The organism is Plantibacter sp. VKM Ac-2885 (assembly GCF_015351205.1).
GTDB lineage: Bacteria > Actinomycetota > Actinomycetes > Actinomycetales > Microbacteriaceae > Plantibacter > Plantibacter auratus.
This window is the reverse complement of sequence record NZ_JADKSK010000001.1, coordinates 832,132-848,631: the sequence shown is the minus strand read 5'-3', so window position 1 is coordinate 848,631 and position 16,500 is coordinate 832,132. Positions and strand designations below refer to the sequence as shown.

Annotated in this window: 23 protein-coding genes; 13 read left to right on the top strand and 10 right to left on the bottom strand. The window is 69.4% G+C overall.

The window, feature by feature from the left end:
• Positions 1 to 35: 35 nt before the first annotated feature.
• Positions 36 to 416 carry a hypothetical protein gene (locus ITJ66_RS04165; RefSeq protein WP_192019250.1) on the top strand — a complete coding sequence of 127 codons (381 nt, stop codon included), beginning with the start codon at positions 36 to 38 and terminating at the stop codon, positions 414 to 416.
• 30 nt (positions 417 to 446) lie between these two features.
• Positions 447 to 632, top strand: coding sequence for a hypothetical protein (locus ITJ66_RS04160; RefSeq protein ID WP_194643612.1), 186 nt, complete (start codon positions 447 to 449; stop codon positions 630 to 632).
• Positions 633 to 657: 25 nt separating this feature from the next.
• Here the strand turns inward: ITJ66_RS04160 and ITJ66_RS04155 are convergent, their stop codons facing one another.
• On the bottom strand, positions 658 to 1,137 hold the full coding sequence (locus ITJ66_RS04155) for an SRPBCC family protein (protein WP_192019249.1): 480 nt from the start codon (positions 1,135 to 1,137) through the stop codon (positions 658 to 660).
• A gap of 57 nt (positions 1,138 to 1,194) precedes the next feature.
• On the opposite strand from ITJ66_RS04155, the gene ITJ66_RS04150 reads away from it, so the two are divergent.
• Both ITJ66_RS04150 and ITJ66_RS04145 read left to right on the top strand, forming a co-directional pair.
• A complete protein-coding gene (locus tag ITJ66_RS04150) occupies positions 1,195 to 1,740 on the top strand; it encodes a TetR/AcrR family transcriptional regulator (RefSeq protein ID WP_079704875.1) in 546 nt (181 codons plus the stop codon).
• Positions 1,741 to 1,833: 93 nt separating this feature from the next.
• Positions 1,834 to 2,874, top strand: coding sequence for a medium chain dehydrogenase/reductase family protein (locus ITJ66_RS04145; RefSeq protein WP_194643609.1), 1,041 nt, complete (start codon positions 1,834 to 1,836; stop codon positions 2,872 to 2,874).
• Positions 2,875 to 2,942: 68 nt separating this feature from the next.
• Here ITJ66_RS04145 and ITJ66_RS04140 read toward each other — a convergent pair whose 3' ends face one another.
• Both ITJ66_RS04140 and ITJ66_RS04135 read right to left on the bottom strand, forming a co-directional pair.
• Positions 2,943 to 3,641 carry a Pr6Pr family membrane protein gene (locus ITJ66_RS04140; RefSeq protein WP_194643607.1) on the bottom strand — a complete coding sequence of 233 codons (699 nt, stop codon included), beginning with the start codon at positions 3,639 to 3,641 and terminating at the stop codon, positions 2,943 to 2,945.
• 59 nt (positions 3,642 to 3,700) lie between these two features.
• Positions 3,701 to 4,174, bottom strand: coding sequence for a DUF2000 domain-containing protein (locus ITJ66_RS04135; protein WP_194643605.1), 474 nt, complete (start codon positions 4,172 to 4,174; stop codon positions 3,701 to 3,703).
• A gap of 105 nt (positions 4,175 to 4,279) precedes the next feature.
• On the opposite strand from ITJ66_RS04135, the gene ITJ66_RS04130 reads away from it, so the two are divergent.
• Positions 4,280 to 4,744, top strand: a complete 465-nt coding sequence (locus ITJ66_RS04130) for an Lrp/AsnC family transcriptional regulator (protein WP_194643603.1) — start codon at positions 4,280 to 4,282, stop codon at positions 4,742 to 4,744.
• Between the two features lie 18 nt (positions 4,745 to 4,762).
• On the opposite strand, the gene ITJ66_RS04125 is transcribed toward ITJ66_RS04130, so the two are convergent.
• Together ITJ66_RS04125 and ITJ66_RS04120 are read right to left on the bottom strand one after the other, a co-directional pair.
• Positions 4,763 to 5,395, bottom strand: a complete 633-nt coding sequence (locus ITJ66_RS04125) for an alpha/beta hydrolase (RefSeq protein WP_194643601.1) — start codon at positions 5,393 to 5,395, stop codon at positions 4,763 to 4,765.
• Positions 5,392 to 6,306 (bottom strand): VOC family protein, encoded by a 915-nt coding sequence (locus tag ITJ66_RS04120; RefSeq protein WP_194643598.1) that lies wholly within the window; start codon positions 6,304 to 6,306, stop codon positions 5,392 to 5,394. The genes ITJ66_RS04125 and ITJ66_RS04120 overlap by 4 nt, the downstream gene beginning before the upstream one ends.
• A 168-nt stretch (positions 6,307 to 6,474) precedes the next feature.
• On the opposite strand from ITJ66_RS04120, the gene ITJ66_RS04115 reads away from it, so the two are divergent.
• From ITJ66_RS04115 to ITJ66_RS04105, 3 genes are read left to right on the top strand one after another with little or no spacing between them, the layout of a single operon-like run.
• Positions 6,475 to 6,927, top strand: a complete 453-nt coding sequence (locus ITJ66_RS04115; RefSeq protein WP_192019243.1) for a phage holin family protein — start codon at positions 6,475 to 6,477, stop codon at positions 6,925 to 6,927.
• Complete coding sequence (locus tag ITJ66_RS04110; RefSeq protein WP_064297084.1) at positions 6,924 to 7,166, top strand: DUF3618 domain-containing protein; 243 nt, start codon at positions 6,924 to 6,926, stop codon at positions 7,164 to 7,166. Before ITJ66_RS04115 ends, ITJ66_RS04110 begins: the two co-directional genes overlap by 4 nt.
• Positions 7,159 to 8,232 carry a YihY/virulence factor BrkB family protein gene (locus ITJ66_RS04105; RefSeq protein WP_370582567.1) on the top strand — a complete coding sequence of 358 codons (1,074 nt, stop codon included), beginning with the start codon at positions 7,159 to 7,161 and terminating at the stop codon, positions 8,230 to 8,232. The genes ITJ66_RS04110 and ITJ66_RS04105 overlap by 8 nt, the downstream gene beginning before the upstream one ends.
• Positions 8,233 to 8,328: 96 nt before the next feature.
• Here ITJ66_RS04105 and ITJ66_RS04100 read toward each other — a convergent pair whose 3' ends face one another.
• The 3 genes from ITJ66_RS04100 to ITJ66_RS04090 all read right to left on the bottom strand — a co-directional run bounded on the left by ITJ66_RS04100 (position 8,329) and on the right by ITJ66_RS04090 (position 12,084).
• Positions 8,329 to 9,225, bottom strand: a complete 897-nt coding sequence (locus ITJ66_RS04100) for an SDR family oxidoreductase (RefSeq protein ID WP_085512035.1) — start codon at positions 9,223 to 9,225, stop codon at positions 8,329 to 8,331.
• 58 nt (positions 9,226 to 9,283) lie between these two features.
• On the bottom strand, positions 9,284 to 10,204 hold the full coding sequence (locus ITJ66_RS04095; RefSeq protein WP_194643596.1) for an SMP-30/gluconolactonase/LRE family protein: 921 nt from the start codon (positions 10,202 to 10,204) through the stop codon (positions 9,284 to 9,286).
• Positions 10,205 to 10,299: 95 nt separating this feature from the next.
• Positions 10,300 to 12,084 carry a glycoside hydrolase family 15 protein gene (locus tag ITJ66_RS04090; RefSeq protein ID WP_194643595.1) on the bottom strand — a complete coding sequence of 595 codons (1,785 nt, stop codon included), beginning with the start codon at positions 12,082 to 12,084 and terminating at the stop codon, positions 10,300 to 10,302.
• Between the two features lie 186 nt (positions 12,085 to 12,270).
• Here ITJ66_RS04090 and ITJ66_RS04085 point away from each other — a divergent pair, with 186 nt between their 5' ends.
• Complete coding sequence (locus tag ITJ66_RS04085) at positions 12,271 to 13,110, top strand: SDR family oxidoreductase (RefSeq protein ID WP_194643593.1); 840 nt, start codon at positions 12,271 to 12,273, stop codon at positions 13,108 to 13,110.
• Positions 13,111 to 13,132: 22 nt separating this feature from the next.
• Here ITJ66_RS04085 and ITJ66_RS04080 read toward each other — a convergent pair whose 3' ends face one another.
• Positions 13,133 to 14,311 carry an FUSC family protein gene (locus ITJ66_RS04080; protein ID WP_194643591.1) on the bottom strand — a complete coding sequence of 393 codons (1,179 nt, stop codon included), beginning with the start codon at positions 14,309 to 14,311 and terminating at the stop codon, positions 13,133 to 13,135.
• Positions 14,312 to 14,428: 117 nt separating this feature from the next.
• Between ITJ66_RS04080 and ITJ66_RS19975 the strand changes: the two genes are divergently transcribed.
• Complete coding sequence (locus ITJ66_RS19975; protein WP_255467562.1) at positions 14,429 to 14,557, top strand: hypothetical protein; 129 nt, start codon at positions 14,429 to 14,431, stop codon at positions 14,555 to 14,557.
• 92 nt (positions 14,558 to 14,649) lie between these two features.
• Here ITJ66_RS19975 and ITJ66_RS04075 read toward each other — a convergent pair whose 3' ends face one another.
• Positions 14,650 to 15,213: a Dps family protein gene (locus tag ITJ66_RS04075; RefSeq protein WP_194643589.1), complete on the bottom strand. Its 564-nt coding sequence runs from the start codon at positions 15,211 to 15,213 to the stop codon at positions 14,650 to 14,652.
• A 188-nt stretch (positions 15,214 to 15,401) separates the two neighbouring features.
• On the opposite strand from ITJ66_RS04075, the gene ITJ66_RS04070 reads away from it, so the two are divergent.
• From ITJ66_RS04070 to ITJ66_RS04060, 3 genes are all read left to right on the top strand, one after another.
• A complete protein-coding gene (locus ITJ66_RS04070) occupies positions 15,402 to 15,722 on the top strand; it encodes a hypothetical protein (RefSeq protein ID WP_064297077.1) in 321 nt (106 codons plus the stop codon).
• Entirely contained in the window at positions 15,719 to 15,985 is a 267-nt protein-coding gene (locus tag ITJ66_RS04065) for a hypothetical protein (RefSeq protein WP_192019236.1), read from the top strand. Before ITJ66_RS04070 ends, ITJ66_RS04065 begins: the two co-directional genes overlap by 4 nt.
• Before the next feature lie 181 nt (positions 15,986 to 16,166).
• A complete protein-coding gene (locus ITJ66_RS04060) occupies positions 16,167 to 16,469 on the top strand; it encodes a hypothetical protein (RefSeq protein WP_085512050.1) in 303 nt (100 codons plus the stop codon).
• The last annotated feature ends 31 nt before the right edge of the window (positions 16,470 to 16,500 follow it).

The window sequence follows — 16,500 nt, the reverse complement described above, 5'->3', positions numbered from 1 at the left end:
GCGTGGACTTGAGACGACGGGTCTTCACGGCCGCCGTGCTGATTCTCGGCTGCTCGCTCGGTGTAGCAGGTCGGAGTCTGCTTCCTCCGTTCGTGATCGACCGTCCGTTCTGGAGGGACTTCTTGACCGGGCCCGCAATGGGCGGCCTGTTCGCGCTGGCCGGAGCCGTCATCGCGTTTGCAGCTGCCGCGGTCGCAGCTCGAATCTCGCGCCGCGCCGCGCAACGCCAGGAGTGGTGGGCACGCGCCGAGTGGGCTCTGAATCTGGCGACATCCGACCGCGGCTCCGAGCGCGACGTCGGGTTGGCAGCAGTCGAAGTGTTGTTCCAGGACGCGACGCGGACCGAAGCCGCACTCGTCAACGCGGTCACATCGGCACTCCTGTTCGAGCCACGCGTGGACAGGAACGACCGATGACGCTCACAATGAATCACGGAGGGACATGCAATGGACGAGCAAGCTGAGCGGCGCACGCATGAACTGAACGGTCTCGAGGCGCGTATCGAGTCCGGCAAGGCAGACCCGGTGACGGACTCGCAGCGTGCCGTAGCCGCGCGAATCCGGGTTGCGTACGACAAACGGCGGGGACAGGAGACCGCGGAGTGGATCAAGCGATTGGCGCGGAGCGCCTGAGCGCCTCGACCTCAGCCGCGCCGAGTCAATGTGAGACTGCGGCGAGCACGGCGGGGTCCTCGCAGCCGCGCGCGAAGCCTCGGATGCGGCGGTCGATGTCGCGCTGCAGGACGATCGCACCGATGCGCTCGGCGATCGGTGCCAGCCACCGCGGCTTGCACGTGAAGTTGTAGCGCCAGACGGCGAGGGTGCGCTGGTCGTCGCCCTCCACCGGGCTGAAACGCCAGCCGCCGGCGAGCCGCTCGAAGAACCATGAGCCCTTCGTCATCTTCATGCCGACGTTGGTCGGCGGGTGGTACGAGACGTACTCGCTGACCATCCGGAACCCGAACCGCTGGACGGTGAAGGTGCGGACGCCCTTGGCGGCCTCCTTCGCGCCGTCGAGGAAGTACTGCCGCCGGATGAACGGATCCCAGCGCATCCTGGTCTCGCCGGTGGTCTGGGAGATCGCGAACGCGACGTCGGGCGGGACAGGCACGGTGCAGCGGGATTCGACGACGGGCATGCCCCATCCTGGCACGAGTGCTTGACGAGTATCGCTTGTTCGTGTTCAATCAGTCACATGAGCCGATCGACCGCCGAGGACCAACGCGTCCGCACCATCGCGAGTGCGGTGGAGGTCTTCTCGATCGCCGGTTACCGCGCCACCCCCGTCGCGGACGTCGCCGCGGCGGCCAAGATCTCCCCCGCGTACGTCTTCCGCCTGTTCGACGGCAAACTCGGCCTCTTCGTCGCCGCGGTCGAGCACTGTTACGAGCAGGTCGCGAACGCGATGTCCGCAGCCGTCGAGGACCACCCGGAGTGGAGCCCGGACGACAAGCTCGACGCGATGACCCAGGCGTACATCGAGCTCATCCGCGACCGCAGCCTCATCGCCCTCCAGGTGCACGCGCAGAGCGCCTGCGACGTCCCCGAGATCCAGGAGGCAGTCCGCTCCGGGCTCGCACTCGTGGTGCGCGTCATGTCCCGTGACTCCGGGGCGGACGCCGGCGCCGTCCAGCGCAGTCTCGCCTACGGGCAGCTCTGCCACCTCGTCGTACAGGCGGGCCTCGGCGACGTCGACGCCGACTGGGCGCGCGTCGTCGACCACGGCATCCGGCACGACTGATCGACTCAGAGCCACCGACGGCACCCGCTGCTTTTCGTACCCACAGTTGTGACTGTTCAGTCACACACACCCATCACGAGATCGGAACACACCATGAACACGACACCATCCGCGACCACCACCCAGGTCGTCCTCCCAGGCCTCGTCGAGCCGTCCGGCCTCGAACTGGCCACTGTGCCGACGCCGACACCCGACGCCGGTCAGCTCCTCGTCGAGATGGAGGCGACCGGGGTCTCCTTCGCCGAGCAGTCGATGCGCAAGGGCCGGTACTTCGGCCAGCCGGCGTTCCCGTTCGTCCCGGGGTACGACCTCGTCGGACGGGTGCTCGAGGTGGGCACCGGTGGCGACGCGACCCTCATCGGCAGGCGGGTCGCGACCCTGACCAAGACGGGCGCATGGGCGACCCATGCCGTCGTGGCCGCGCGCGACAGCATCCTCGTGCCGGACGGCGTCAGCTCCGAAGACGCCGAGACGGTCGTCGTGAACGGCGTCACCGCCTGGCAGATGCTGCATCGCGCGGCGCGGGTCCAGCCGGGCCAGACCATCCTGTTGTTCGGTGCGAACGGCGGTGTCGGCGGAATCCTCATCCAGCTGGCGCGGCTCCACGGCGTCCGGGTCATCGGTGCGGCGTCACCCCGGCATCACGAGGCACTCCGCGCGGCGGGCGTCATCCCCGTCGACTACGCGGATCCCGAGCTCGCGACACGCGTTCGCGAACTGGCGCCGGACGGGGTCGCCGCCGTCTTCGACAACGTCGGCGGCGAGACGACCCGCACGGCCTTCGGGCTCCTCGCGCGCGGCGGTACGCTCGTGACCTACTCGATCATCTCAGCGGTCGGCGGCACGGGACCGCTGATGGCTCCGTTCCTGCTGGCGATCGGTCAGGCGCTGCTCTGGACCGCGCTCCCGAACGGCCGCAGCTCGACCTTCTACGACCTGTGGGCAGGCCACCGTCTCCGTCCCGCGCGCTTCCGCCGCCACCTGGAGGCCGACCTCGGCGAGGTCTTCCGACTCCTCGAGCACGGCGACATCACCGCCAACATCGCCGCCCGGTTCCCCCTCACCGAGATCGTCGCCGCCATGGAACTCGCCGAGTCGCGGACCCTCAACGGGAAGGTGGTCCTGCACCCCTGAGCCGGGCCGCAGGCTGAGGTGAGGCAACTGGTCGCCCGGAACGCTGGCAGGCGACCAGATGCCTCACCTCAGCGACGGAGCGCGGCGGGCAGCACCCGGTCGACGAGCTTGAGCAGCACGGCGAACACGATCGCGACGACGAGCACCATGAGCGCGTTCCGGACGGCGCCGTCGAAGCCGAGCTGCGTCGCATCGAGGAAGGGGTAGGGGTACCAGCCGGTGATGCCGCCACGGATGAAGGTGAAGACCACCCAGGCGAGCGGCCAGAGGAACGCCCAGGCGACGGGGCTCCAGGTGAAGCGCGGACGCGGACCGAACACGAGCCAGGCACCGAGCGTGAGCCACGGCGAGAGGTAGTGGAACCCGATCGTGATGACGAGCGCCCACCCCGTGAGGTTCACCTGCGGCGCGAGCACCACCGCGTAGACGATGCCGGTGATGACGATGCTGAGCAGGGCGTCGAGCCGCGCCACCCGCCAGAGCCGACCGTCACGCAGGGGGTCGATCGCCAGCAGGACGGACACCGCGAGCACGATGAGGTTGCTGAGGATCGTGAACGCACTGAAGATGCGAGCGAAGCGGGTCGCCAGTCCGACGGACATGTCCACGCCACCCGAGCGGGCGTCGGCGCCGCCGGTGATGACGAGGACGATCTGGATGACGAGCGAGATCGCGATGATCACGGCGATCAGGAGGTACACCACGCGGCTGGCGGTGACGACGGCTGCGGACGGCGCGACCTGCGTGGGATGGACGGTGGTGCTCACCCGCCAACCCTAACCAGCCCGCCGCACCCCACCTCCCTCAAGCCCTGACGCGTGCGCTTTCAGGCCAACAGCGGCAGTCGCCCGACGATCCGGTCCACCCGGTTGCGCGGCCCGACCAGGGCGACGGCCAGCGGGGCGAGTGCGTCCGGCGCGGTCGCCGCCACCGCCTCGAGATACTCGTCGTAGACGCGGGTGAGCTGGGCCGCCTCCGGCATGTCCACGACGAGCACACCGTCCGAGCCCGCCGCCTTCGCCCGGATCGTCGCCAGTTGCTCAGCCGGAGCGGACAACACACTGCACCCGGCCCACGGCAGTCCGGGATGAGCCGAGCCGTCGGCATCGAGGGCGTCCGGCCCGAGGAGTCCCTGCACGCTGGCTCCGATCGCAGCCGCGACGCAGGCCGCCGCATTCACGGCTCGACCGGCCGGGAGGTCCTGCTGCACGACGACGACCCACTTCAGCCGGGCGGACCGCGTGGGCGCCGCCGTGTCGATCTCCTCCGGCGCGAAGCCGACGAGCTGTTCTTGCGTCATGTCTCTCCCTGATGTCGTACGCGGATCGACCCTCAGGCTATGCGTGCGAACCCGCGGTCGTTCCGAGCCCGTACATCGTCCGGCCGAACTGGCACAATCGACCGCATGGACGAACTTGATACGGCGATCCTGCGCGAACTCCAGCGCGACGCCCGGCGCACCAACCGGGACATCGCTGCCGCGGTCGGCGTCTCGCCCACCACCGCGCTCGACCGGACCCGCGGCCTGTACCGCCGCGGCGTCATCCGCGGCGCGCGACTCGACGTCGATCTGCCGTCGCTCGGTCGCTCGGTCCAGGCGCTCATCGCGATCCGGATCCGACCGCCGTCGCGCGTCAACATCGACGCGTTCCGCAGCTGGGCGATCACCCTCCCCGAGACCATCGGCGTGTTCGTCGTCTCCGGGAACGAGGACTTCCTACTCCAGGTCGCCGTCACCGACAACGACGCGCTCTACGCCTTCGTCATCGACAAGCTGACCGAGCGCGAGGAGGTCGCGGACGTCCGGACGAGCGTCGTCTACGAGCACGTGCGACCGCAGGTGGTGATGCCTGCGGAGGCGACGAGCTGAGCGACTGTTGGTGACAGATCAGCCGACGTGCTCGCCGAGGAACCCACGGACGTCGTCGATCTCGGCCTGGTGGATCCCGTGGGCGAGCCCCGGGTAGGTGCGCTCGGTGAGGGTCGTGTGCAGCGGCAACCAGGCGTGGGTCCGCGCGACGGCCGGCGCGGCGATGACGCGGTCCTCGAGACCCCGTCCCCAGAACACCGCGGGCTTCGTCGCCGCCAGCACCTCGTCGCCGGGCTGCGGCGCACTCAGCACGAACCCGGCGAGGATGACCGGCGCCACGACCCGCTCGGGACGCGTGCGGAGCAGTTGCGAGGCCATGAAGCCGCCCTGCGAGAAGCCGATGGGCACGATGCGCGCCTCGGCCGACACGTGCTCGTCGATCCAGTCCCAGACGGCGTCCGTAGCGCGGGCGATCGGCTCGGGGTCAGGGTTGCCCGGCGTCGTGATCTCGAACCAGGCCGCCCCGCCGTGACCCATCTCGAGCGGCGCGCGCAGCGACACCCAGGGCATCCCGAGCGCGAGCGGCCCGACGAGGCCGGTGAGGTCGTGTTCGTTGGAGCCGTAGCCGTGGAGGAGCACCGCGACGGCGGGAGCGGACGTCGCGGCGTCGGCCCAGTCGGCGGAACGGACGTCACGCAGTGCGGTGGTCATCGGGACAGCAGCTCCTCGGTCGACAGGTCGGGCAGGGCCACGGTCACGCGGGTCCCCCATGGGTCGGAGACGGTCACGGAACGACCGTCCGCGTCGAAGGGGATCGTGCGGGCGCGCAGCCTCGCGGCCAGCGTATCGAGGTTCGCGAGGTCGGGGACGGTGATCGACACGTCGCCGAGGCCGAGGGCGGCCGCGCGCGGACCGGCGCCCTGGCTGTTCCAGACGTTCATCGCGATGTGGTGGTGGTACCCGCCGGCGGAGGCGAAGATCGCGCCGGGGTACTCGGTCTGCGTCGTCTCGAATCCGAGGGCGTCGACGTAGAAGGCTCGGGCGGTGGCGAGGTCGCCGACCTGCAGATGCACGTGCCCGACGGCACCGGCCAACGACGGCCCGGCGTCGAGGGCGTCCTCCGTGAGGTGCCGCTGCAGGTAGGCGTTCGGGTCGAGGTAGGTGGTGGTCATGGCGATCTGGTCGCCCGAGCGCACCCAGCTGCTGCGCGGGCGGTCCGTGTACAGCTCGACGCCGTTCCCCTCGGGGTCGGTGAAGTAGAACGCCTCGCTCACGAAGTGGTCGCTCGACCCGACGAACTGTCCGCGGGGGTCCTGCGCGGCCCGATAGACCGTCGCCGAGAGGCTCGACTCATCCTCGAACAGGAACGCGGTGTGGAACAGGCCGGCCTGCCGCCGGTCGACGGCCGGCAGGTCGGGCGTGTGCACGAGCCGGACGAGCGGGGTGTCGCCACGACCGAGCACCCGGTGCACCTCGCGGTCGCGGCTGCGCTCCTCGAGCGGCTCCATCGCGAAGGCGTTGGCGTAGTAGCCGGACATGAGGTCGAGGTCGCCGACGCGGAGCGTGACCGCGCCCATCGACGTCTCCGGGGCGAGCAGACGCTCGTCGAGCACAGCGGACATTCGGTCTCCGATCGGGTGATGGGGGTCGGTACAGGCTACCCCGTTTACTTGTAGATGTAACCAATTCCGGGTCGCCCTATTCCGCGATCTGCCGACACGCCTGTCAAGCCCTTGTCTCGCGCGCGCGAGGGGTGTGGGCTGGAGGACCACAACGAGAAGAGTGCTCACATGACCGATGCCAGCAGCGCGGCCGACCGCAGACGGAGTCGCCGCGGACTTCCTCCCATGAAGACCCTCCTCACCGACCTCCGCGAGGACGTCGTCCGCCTCGTCACCGGCGAGATCGCCCTGTTCAAGGCGGAGATGACGAAGAAGGCCAAGGATCTCGGGATCGGCGCGGGGATGCTCGTCGTCGCCCTGGTGCTCGTGCTCTTCGGCTTCGGGACGCTCATCGCGGCCGCCGTCCTCGGACTCGCCACCGTGCTCCCCGCCTGGCTCGCCGCCCTCATCGTCGGCGTCGTCCTCATCCTCGTCGCCGGGATCCTGGCACTCGTCGGCGTCAAGAAGCTCAAGGCCGGCGCGAAGCCCGTCCCCGAGCGCAGTGTCGAAGCCCTCACCGGCGACCACCTCGCAGATCAGCAGCACGACTCGAAGCACGACACCAAGGAGGCCGCAGCATGAGCGACCAGGATCTCGCCCGCCCCACTCCCCCCGAGGGCGCCGGACTGAACACCCTGCAGCTCGACGTCGAGCAGACGCGTGAGCACCTCGCGCAGACGCTCGACCTCCTCTTCCAGAAGTTCGACGTCCGCACGGCCGTGGCATACCACCTCCGCACCACCGCCATCGTCGTCGCCTCGGTCGCGGTCGTCGGTGCCGGCGTCCTGCTGTGGCGTGCGAACCGAGGGCACCGTGTCTGAACCCACCAAGGAGGACCGCCTCGAGCGCAGCACGCCGGACGATCCGCGGAACCGCGATGCGGACCACGCGGAAGAGACGATGAACCCGCAGCGCGTCTCCGTGCCCTGGGGCTACGTCCTGAAGCGGACGCTGCACTCCTTCACCTCGAACCAGTGCACCGACCTCGCCGCGGGGCTCACGTACTTCGCGATCCTGTCGCTCTTCCCGGCCGTCCTGGCGCTCGTCTCGATCCTCGGCCTCTTCGGGCAGAGCCGCAACGGCACCGACGCCCTCCTCGAGATCGTCGGCAACCTCGCCCCGGGCGACAGCCTCGGCTTCCTCACCGACGCGGTGAACCAGTTCGTCGAGTCACCCGCGATCGGCTTCGCGCTCATCGCCGGTATCGGCGGTGCCGTGTGGTCGGCATCCGGCTACGTCGGCGGCTTCGGTCGTGCGCTCAACCGCATGTACGGGGTCGAGGAGGGTCGCAAGATCTGGTCCCTGCGTCCGACGCAGCTCGGCGTGACCCTCGTCGTCCTGCTCGTCATCTCGGTGATCGCCCTCGCACTCATCGTGTCCGGCCCGGTCGCGCAGGCCATCGGACAGGCGGTCGGTCTCGGTGAGACGGGCCTCACGGTCTGGTCGATCGCGAAGTGGCCGGTCATGGCCGCCGCGCTCGTCTTCGTCATCGCCGTGCTGTACTCCGCGACGCCGAACATCAAGCCGGAGAAGTTCCGTTGGATCAGCATCGGTGCGCTCGCGGCGCTGCTGATCCTGCTCATCGCCTCGGTCGGGTTCGGCTTCTACATCGCGAACTTCAGCAACTACGACGCCACCTACGGCTCGCTCGCCGGCATCATCATCTTCCTGCTGTGGATCTGGATCGCGAACCTCGCGCTGCTGTTCGGCGCTCAGCTCGACATCGAGATCCAGCGCGGCCGTCAGCTCGCCTCGGGCGTCGCCGCGGAGCAGGAGCTGCAGCTGCCCCTGCGCTCGGACGCCGCGATCAAGGCACTCGCCGACCGCGACGCGAAGGACGCCCTCGAGGGCCGTCGGGTCCGGCGTGCAGCGGACCGCACGGACTGACCCAAACAGCCCGCGAACTGTCAGAAACGGCTAGTCGGACGGTGGTCCGACTAGCCGGAACTGACAGTTCGCGGGCTGCTGTGGGGTGGGACGGGGTTACGGCGTGGGCATACCGCCGTTGACGTTCAGGGTCTCACCGAGCACGTAGCTCGACTCCGCCGACGCGAGGAACACGTAGGCGGGCGCGAGCTCGGCCGGCTGGCCCATGCGGCCGAGCGGGGTGTCCTCGCCGAACTCGGCGATCTTGTCCTGCGGCTGACCGTCCGACACCTGGAGCGGCGTCCAGATCGGGCCGGGCGCGACCGCGTTGACGCGGATGCCCTTGGGCGCGAGCTGCTGCGCCAGTGCCTTCGTGAAGGCGTTGATGGTCGCCTTGGTCGACGCGTAGTCAACGAGGATGTCAGAGGGCGAGTACGCCTGGATCGACGTCGTGTTGATGATGGACGAGCCTGCCGGAAGGTGCGGGAGGGCGGCCTTCGAGAGCCAGAACATCGCGTAGACGTTGGTCTTGAAAGTGTCGTCGAACTGCTCGTCCGTGAGGGTGGTGAGGTCCTCGTTGAACATCTGCTTGCCGCCGTTGTTCACGAGGATGTCGAGTCCTCCGAGGCCCTCGACCGTCTGCGCGACGAGGTCGCGGCAGTAGGACGGGTCGCGCAGGTCGCCCGGCAGGGTGAGGACGGTGGCGCCGGCCTCGCGGACGATGCCGGCGATGCGCTGCGCGTCCTCTTCCTCCTCCGGGAGGTAGGAGAGGGCCACGGAGGCACCCTCGCGGGCGAAGGCGATCGCGGTGGCGGCACCGATACCGGAGTCGCCGCCGGTGATGAGCGCCTTGCGGCCGGTGAGACGACCCGAGCCGCGGTAGCTCTCCTCGCCGAGGTCGGCCTTCGGGTCGAGCTTCGCGTCGAGGCCTGGCTCGGGCTGGTGCTGCTTCTCGGCGGTGATGTGGGCGTAGAGCTTCGCCGGGTCGGTGAAGGTGTACTGGTCGTTGGCCATGGTGATGGTCCTCTCGTTCAGTGTTCGGTCGTGGTCGGACAGGTCGGAATGGTTCAGGTCAGATGCGGTCGGTCGCCGGGTCGGTCGCCGGGTCGGGCACCGAGGTCGATCGGCGTCCGTAGGAATTGACGGGTCGGCCGGTCGCGAGTCCGTCGAATCGGAAGATGCCGCCGCTGAGCGGTGCTTCCACCAGGTCCGCCTCGGTGAGGTTCTCGCGGGCCGTCCCGACGAAGAGCGTCGTGAGCTCGGGCCCACCGAAGGCCACCGAGGTGACGCCCGGGGCCGGCACGCTCAGCTCGTCCTCGACGGTGCCGTCCGGGCTCCACCGGAGCACGCGACCACCGCCGTTGACGCCGTTCCAGAATCGGCCGTCGGTGTCGAGCGCGAGGCCGTCGGAGTCGTAGCCGACGAGGAAGGGCTCCAGCGGCCCGAGTCGGCCGTCTTCTCCGGTTCTCGCCCGGTAGACCGTCTTCACGGTGGTGTCGGTCACGTAGACGGTGCGACCGTCGTCGGACCACTCGAAGCCGTTGGTGACGCCGAAGCCGCCGAGCAGCGTGCGGAGTCCGGTGTCGTCGAGCAGGTACAGGGCGGCATTCGGTTCGCCGGTGGTGACGTTCATGGAGCCGACGAGGAACCGGCCGAACGGGTCGACCTTCGCCTCGTTGCTGCGCAGACCGGCGTGGACGTGGTAGAGCTTCGCCAGGGTCTCGGCGATGAGCCCGTCGTCGTCGAGGGTGACGATGCGGTCACCGAGTGCGGCGATGTAGCCGCCCGCGGCACGCGGCTGCACGGCGCTCAGCGGCGGTGGGAGCTCGGTGACGCGGTCGTCACTGCCGTCCACGGCGCCATCCATCCGTCCGCGGTGGAGCGTGCCCGCGGTGATGTCGACCCAGACGACCTCGTCGGTGCGGGCGTCCCACCAGATGCTCTCGACGAGGATCGCGGGGGTGTCTCGGAAGACCTGTGGGTGAACATCCATTGCCTCCACGGTACGGATCCGGACGAGTGTCCCCGCGGGGCTTGCTTTCCCAGCATCGGGCGGGTACCCGCGTGCGTGGGCAGGCCCGGGAGCGCTCAATCCTGCTCGGTGAGCTCCTTGATCGTGAGGGCCGCGTTGATGAGCGCGAGGTGGCTCAGCGCCTGCGGCAGGTTGCCCCAGTGCGCTCCGTCGGCCGGGTCGATCATCTCGGCGAGGATCCCGACGTCGTTGGTCATGCCGACGAGCTCGTCCATGGCCGCGATCGCCTCGTCGTGACGACCGACGCAGGCGAGCGCGGAGGCCCGCCAGAACGCACAGGCGACGAAGGTGTACTCCTCCTGCTGCACGCCCGAGTACCGGTACAGCAGCGCCCCCTCGCCGAGTTCGGCCGTCAGCGCGTCGATGGTCGAGGACATCCGGTCACCGCGGTCGAACCCGCTCATCGCGTGCAGCAGCACGGAGGCGTCGAGATCGTCGCTCCCGGGGAACATGACGTACGCCCCGCGTTCCTCGTTCCACCCGTGCTCGTCGATCCACTCCCGGATGCGGGCCTGCTCGGTGCGCCAGCGGTCGGCACTGCCGGCGACCTGCCCGAGCTCCGCCAGGTGCACCGCATCTCCGAGCGCCTGCCAGCACCCCATCTTCGACGACACGTAGTGCTCCTCCTGGGGCAGCTCCCACATGCCGGCGTCGCGGTTCCGCCACAGGTCGCAGGTGCGGTCGGCGACCTCGGCGAGGAGACGGCCGGTCTCCACGTCGAGGACGTTGCCGGCGTCGACGTAGGTGCGGCAGATCGCGAAGAGGTCGCCGTAGACGCCGAGCTGCAGCTGCCCCTGGGCAGGGTTCCCGCTGACCACCGGACCGATGCCGCGCCAGCCGGCGACGTCGTGCTCGACCACACCGTCGGGCACACCGCCCTCGAGTCCGTAGAAGATGTGCAGCTCCGGCCCGTTCTCGCGGATGGTGCGCAGCAGCCACGACACGGCGGCGTGCGTCTCCTCACGGAGGCCGAAGCGGACGAGCGCGTGCGCGGTGTAAGCGAGGTCGCGCACCCAGGCGAAGCGGTAGTCCCAGTTCTTGGCTCCGCGCGGGTTCTCCGGCAGCGAGGTCGTGGCGGCCGCGGCGATGGCACCGGTCGGACTGAAGATGAGCAGTTTCAGGGCGAGAGCACTGCGCTGCACCTGATCCGCCCAGGGGCCTTCGTAGGAGAAGGCCCGGGACCAGGCGCGCCAGTTGTCGATGGTCCGATCGATGCCGACGTCGACGTTCGCCGGGACCGGCAAGTGGATCGGCTCACCGTGGGTCGCGACGATGATCAGCAGGTGACGGGACTTCTCGGTCGTCGTGAAGCGACCGGAGAGCTCCGTCGGCATGGCTCCGTCGACCTCGACCGCCTCCGGCCCGTACTCGTCGCCGACGACCGCGATCGTCGTCGCGCCGGAGCGGATGATGGGGCCGCGCGTGCTGTCCTCGATCCAGGGCGAGGCCGTCCCCAGCGCCGTCCCGGGCCGGACGCGCCAGGTGAAGTCGACGCTGCCGGACACCCCGTCGATCCGGCGCGCGAGTTCGGCCCAGGGCAGGCGACCCGCGATGCCGGTGACGAGCGCGTCCGTGATCGTCGCACGCCCGTGCTCGGTCGTGAAGGTGGTGCGCAACACGTTGGTGCCGGACACGTAGCGCCGCGTGACGGTGTACTCGCCGACCGGCTCGAGCTCGATGCACCCGCCGGAGTCGTCGTCGAGCAGCCGGGCGAACACCGGCATGGAGCCGAGGTCGGGGATCGGCAGCCAGTCGACCTGGCCACGGAGTCCGATGAGGGCGACGGTGCGGCCGTCCCCGATCGGTGCGTACGAACGGAGATCCTCGCCAGCTGCGGTCATGCGATTCACCCTACGAGCCGCGCCTCCGAATCGCCGGGGCTGGCGGCCCCGCCACGCGGCTGCTAGCGCGGGACGCCCGGTGCCGGGCGGGCGTCAACCCCTGGAGGCGGATCGCCCGGATCGGCTTGGCTGGACGGACCGCAACCACAGCATGCTGGCACGCACAGCAGCACAGGGAGGAACACCATGAATCAGCCCGCTCAGCAGCAGCAGCCGCCCGGGACCGAGGGTGAACTCACCCCGCAGGCCGACCATGGCGAGACCAGCTATCGGGGTTCGGGCAAACTCGAGGGCAAGGTCGCCATCATCACCGGCGGCGACAGCGGTATCGGCAAGGCGGTCGCCATCGCCTACGCCCGCGAAGGGGCGGACGTCGTCGTCAGCTACCTCGATGAAGACGAGGACGCGGCCGACACGGTCCGCTGGGTCGAGGAGGCCGGCCGGACCGCCCTTAGCATCGGTGGGGACCTCACGAGCCCCGAGCACTGCCGTGGGATCGTCCGCACGACGGTCGAACGCTTCGGCAAGGTCGACATCCTCGTGAGCAACGCCGCGTACCAGATGACGCGGGAGAGCCTCGCCGAGATCCCGGACGAGGAGTGGGACCACACGCTCGCCACGAACCTGAGCGCGTTCTTCCACTTGAGCAAGGCGGCCGTCCCGCACATGGCTCCGGGTTCCTCGATCATCGCGACGAGCTCGGTGCAGGCCGACTCGCCGTCGCCGCAGCTCATGCCCTACGCCATGACCAAGGCGGGTCTCGCGAGCATGACCGCGTCGCTCGCTCAGATGCTCGGCGGTGACGGGATCCGCGTGAACGCGGTCGCCCCCGGTCCGATCTGGACGCCCCTGATCCCGTCGACGATGCCGCCGGAGACGGTCGGGTCGTTCGGGACGGACACCCCGCTCGGCCGTCCGGGGCAGCCCGCCGAGGTCGCTCCGCCCTACGTGCTGCTCGCCTCGGACGAGGGGAGCTACATCTCGGGCGCCGTCATCGCGGTGACCGGCGGCAAGCCGATCCTCTGAGGACCGGCGCGCCGGGCGCCGCTCAGGCGTCGGGCGAACGCTCCGAGCGCTCGATCTCGGCGTGGATGCGGCGCAGCGCGAACAGCAGGTTCTCGCCGCCCGCATCCTCCGCCGGGTCGTCGTCGTCCGGCTCCCGACCCGCCGCACCGTTCGCACCAGCGTGGGCCGAGCGAACCGCCCGTCGCAGCGTCGTCAGCGCCCGGTCGGAGGCACGCAGCGCCTCGGAGAGCCGCTCGTCGTCGATCGCGGCCTCGACGAGGTCGGCCGAGGCGTCGATCGCATCGGCGAGCGCACTCCGGACGCCCTCGTCGAGGTCGACCGGCACCGGGATCCCCCAGAGCGCCGCACGCAGGGCGTCACCGATCTCCACGACCACCGGCGCGATCCGCTCGAGGGCGGCGAGCGCCCCCTCATCCCCGCGGAAGTCGTGCCGGTTCCACCGCGTGCGCGGATTGGCCCGGCGGCTCTCCGCGGCGTCCTTCATCAGCCCGCGCGCGGCGTCGACGTCGTGCCGGATGGCGAGCAGCGAGCTGTCCCAGGACGGCGGGTCGTCCGGGGTCGGTGCCGACTCGGATCGAAGGGTGTCCGACATGCTCCGGAGCGCACCGACCATCCGCGACCTCGCGGCCGAGATCCCCGCTGCCGACTCGCGGACGAACAGCGGCGGCATGATGAGCAGGTTCACCAGGAGCCCGACGAGCACGCCGAGGGCCATCTGTACGAGGTAGCCGACCGAGAAGTCGTTGGCGTTCGCTCCGCCGATGATGAGGACGAAGAGTGCCGCGATGGGGACGTAGTCACGGCCCTGTCCGAGCCCCGGCAGGCCCGCGAGCAGCGTGCCGACACCGACCGACAGCGAGACGGACACCCAGCCGGGCGCGGGCGAGATGATGAGCAGCCACGCGAGTCCGATGCCGAGGCCCAGGCCAATGAGGGTCTGCAGGCTCGAGCGCACCGAGTCCATGAGCGTCGGAGTGAGGCTCACGAGGGCGCCGAGCGGCGCGTAATAGGAGAAGTCGCCGAGCTCGCCCGGCAGCAGGCTGCCGAGGAACCAGGCGGCGGTGGCCGCGATGGCCACCTTGAGCGCGAGCATGAGGCGCCACGGACGCAGCGCGGGCATGATCCACGCGCCGACCCGTTGCTTCGGTGTGCGGATGCTCCCCGTCGGGGTCTCGCGCCCGGTCACCTCATCGCCGCTCATCACAGCCGCCATGGTGGTCTGGCCCTGTCGAAGCGTCAACCCCCACGCGCCGATCAGCTCCGCGGCCTAGCGTTGGTCTGGTCATCTCCGATGGCGACAACCAGGAAGGAAGCGAACATGACGAACGCATCTGCATCATCCTCACGTCCCGACGCGGAGGAGATCCCCGACGGTTCGGGCTCCGACGGTTCCGAGCCGAACGACGGCGAGGACACGGCGTCGGGTGGCGGCGCCGACGACAAGTAGTCGTCGCCGGCCCTTGGTCGTCGATGAACGACCGGGCGGCGCTGCCGACGACGCGTGGTCGTCGGGCGCCGCCCAGGGTCACCGCCTGCAGGTCAACGACTGCGGGTCGCCGTCCGGTTCTCCGCGCTGATCATCCACGCGAACTGCTCCAGCTGCTGGATGATCGCGTGGAGGATGTCCGCGCTCGTCGGGTCCTCATCGTCGACTTCGTCGTGGACCCGACGCATCGTGCCGACGACCGCCTCGAGTCGGACGGTGATCAGGTCGATCGTCTCTGAGGTGTCGATCTCGCCCTGCGGGTACTCGGGCAGCGTCGTGGTCTCGGCGACGATGTCGCTGCGGCCGTCCGGCACGGCGTGCAGGGCACGCATGCGCTCCGCGACGGTGTCGCTGAACTCGCGCGCGGCGTCGATGATCTCGTCGAGCTGCAGGTGCGTGTCGCGGAAGTTGCGTCCGATGACGTTCCAGTGCGCCTGCTTGCCCTGGATCGACAGCTCGATGAGGTCGACGAGGACGGCCTGCATGTTGGCGTCGAGTTCCTTCGACGCGACGAAGCCCTTCTCGGCGTTCTGCCGACGGGTGGGCTTCGGCCCGGATCCTCCGGGAGCCGATCGGGTCGTGCTCTCGGTCTTGCTGGTCTTCTCTGCTGTTGCCATGGTTGGCACCTCCTGCACGGCAGGTTACGCACCGTACCTGTCGATCCCGGGGCCCTTGACATCGACGCCGAAGCGTCCCATCCGCGCCCGCGCGGCCGCCAGCTGGGTTTTCGGAGCCGGGAGTCTTAAGGTGAAGCGACACCGCGATAGACACCGCGTGACGCACGACGAGGAGAGCACGGCCCGCCATGGGAAAACTGATCTACGGTTCTGAGGTCTCGATCACCTTCGAGGACCGGCTGCTTGCGCACCTGCAGTTCGTGATCGGTGCGAAGCTCCGCCGGAACGAGGCCTTCTACTTCGGTTGGAAGGACGACCCGCGCGCCGGCGACGGACGCAGCGTCATCTGGATCCACCCCTCGGTGCCGTTGCGTTTCAAGTACTCGGGCAGCGTCCCGATCGACCTCAACCGCGCGTGGATCGACGCGCTCAACGTCACGGCGAACTCCGCCCACGGCCTCTCGGTCATCGCGGAGCCCGCTCCGAGCCGGACAGGACAAGTCGCATGAGCCGCATGGAGATCGTCTACCAGGGACTTCCGTACTCGATCGCCGTCTCCGACCCGGACGAGTTCCGCGCCGAGGTGCTCGACAGCATTTCCGCCGGACAGTTCCGGTGGCTGCAGGTCGACCGCGGTGAGGGTCAGCTGGAGCCCATCACCATCCTGATCGGCCCCGGGATCGGCATCGCGATGGGCACACCGGACGGTCCTTCCCAGGACACGCCGTCCTCGGCACTCCCCCAGGGACAGGACCCCGACCTGCTGTCCTGACCGCCTCGGCAGCGGAAGCTGGCATAGCGCAGCCGACACCTGGAAATCAACAGTTCAGAGCGACGATTTCAAGTTTCCTACACTTGTTCGGCGGACATTGAAGTGGGTCTCCAGGCTGGCCGCTCGACACCGGCGCATCTCGCCGTGTCGATCGTCGGAGGCCCGGAGAAGGGCACAGCACATGGGCGCGATCGTATACGGCACGGGCGAGAACCGGTTCCACCTCGAAGACCGGATGCTGGCTCACGTCAAGACCATCACCCTCATGAAGCTCCGCCGGAACGAGTCGTTCTCGGTGACCCTGCGCGACACCTCGACGGAACGCGGCCGCGTCACGCTCTGGCTGCACCCGTCGATCCCGCTGCAGTTCAGCTTCGACTCGGACGAGACGTTCGAGATGGACCGGCCCCTGCTCGAGGACCTCATGCACGGCGCCAACGGCGGCGAGGTCACCGTCCGCGCTGACGCGGACGAACTGGCGTAGTCATCGGGACCGCTCACGGGTGCCGCACGAA